The sequence below is a fragment of the Mesorhizobium sp. Cs1321R2N1 genome, assembly GCF_037179725.1.
Lineage (GTDB): Bacteria > Pseudomonadota > Alphaproteobacteria > Rhizobiales > Rhizobiaceae > Mesorhizobium > Mesorhizobium salmacidum.
Genome location: NZ_JAPYKP010000311.1, coordinates 1 through 1225, shown reverse-complemented (window position 1 = coordinate 1225; position 1225 = coordinate 1). Strand labels below are relative to the sequence as shown.

Here is a 1225-nt window from a genome sequence, read left to right as displayed (position 1 = left end):
TGACCTGAGACCCTTGTTCCCTCCATTTCAATGGAGAGTCCGGCGCTTCATTTCTGGCCTCATGCGGCCTGTTTTTCCAGCGCCATTTTTATGGCGAATTCGATGGGCGTGATGTTGCCCAGGGCTGAGTGTGGTCTGTTGCGGTTGTAGTCCTCCTTCCATAGATCGATTGCTGCCCGCGCTTGCGCGAGGGTGGAGAACAGCGTTTCGTTCAAGCATTCGTCGCGAAATCGGCCGTTGAAACTCTCCACGAATCCGTTCTGCATCGGCTTTCCGGGTGCGATGTAGTGCCATTCGACGCCGCTCTCCTGGCACCATTTGAGGATCGCCATCGACGTCAGCTCGGTGCCGTTGTCCGAGACGATCGTGCAGGACCTGCCGCGGCGGGCGATGATGGCGTCCAGTTCCCGAGCGACGCGGGCGCCCGACAGCGACGTATCCGCGACCAGCGCCAGGCATTCCCGCGTGAAGTCGTCGACGACGGCCAGAACCCGGAAACGTCGTCCGTCCGTGAAGGCATCGCTGACGAAATCCAGGCTCCAGCGCTCGTTCATCCGGCCCGGCGCGATCATCGGCCTTCTCGTTCCCAAGGCCCGCTTGCGGCCGCCACGCTTGCGGACCTGGAGCTTCTCCTCCCGATAAAGCCGCCGCAGCTTCTTCTGGTTCATCACGATCCCTTGCCGTTCAAGCATGATGTGGATGCGCCGGTAGCCAAAGCGGCGGCGCTCGGCAGCCACCGTCTTCATCGCGGCTCGAACGATGGCATCGTCCGGCCGGATGCTTGTGTAGCGAACGCTCGAGCGATCGACGAAAAGAGCCTTGCACGCCCGACGCTGGCTCACCCCATGCCGCTCGCAGGCGTGGACCACAGCGCATCGCTTGGCATCGGGCGTCACCATTTTTTTGCGGCGACATCCTTCAGGATGGCATTGTCCAGCATCTGCTCGGCCAGCAGCTTCTTCAGTTTGGCGTTCTCCTCCTCCAAAGCCTTCAGCTTGCGGGCGTCGGAAACGTCCATGCCACCGAACTTGGCCTTGTATTTGTAGAAGGTCGCTTCCGAGATCCCGTGCTTGCGGCAGACATCGGCGGTCTTCATTCCCGCCTCTTGCTCCTTCAAAATCGCGATGACCTGTTCTTCCGTGAACCGTGAACGCTTCATTCGTCCGTCTCCTTGAGCGGGACGAACTCTACCAAAAACTGGAGGAGCTTCAGGGTCTCAGGTCAC

1 protein-coding gene is annotated in these 1225 nt (G+C 60.4%); it reads right to left on the bottom strand.

Features of this window, described 5'->3' with window-relative positions:
* Positions 1–59 precede the first annotated feature (59 nt).
* Positions 60–1159, bottom strand: a protein-coding gene (locus O7A61_RS32220) for an IS3 family transposase (RefSeq protein ID WP_337133178.1) whose coding sequence is annotated in 2 segments (ribosomal slippage) — positions 60–907 and positions 907–1159 — 1101 coding nt in all. Because the reading frame shifts where the segments join, the coding sequence is not laid out codon by codon here.
* Positions 1160–1225 lie beyond the last annotated feature (66 nt).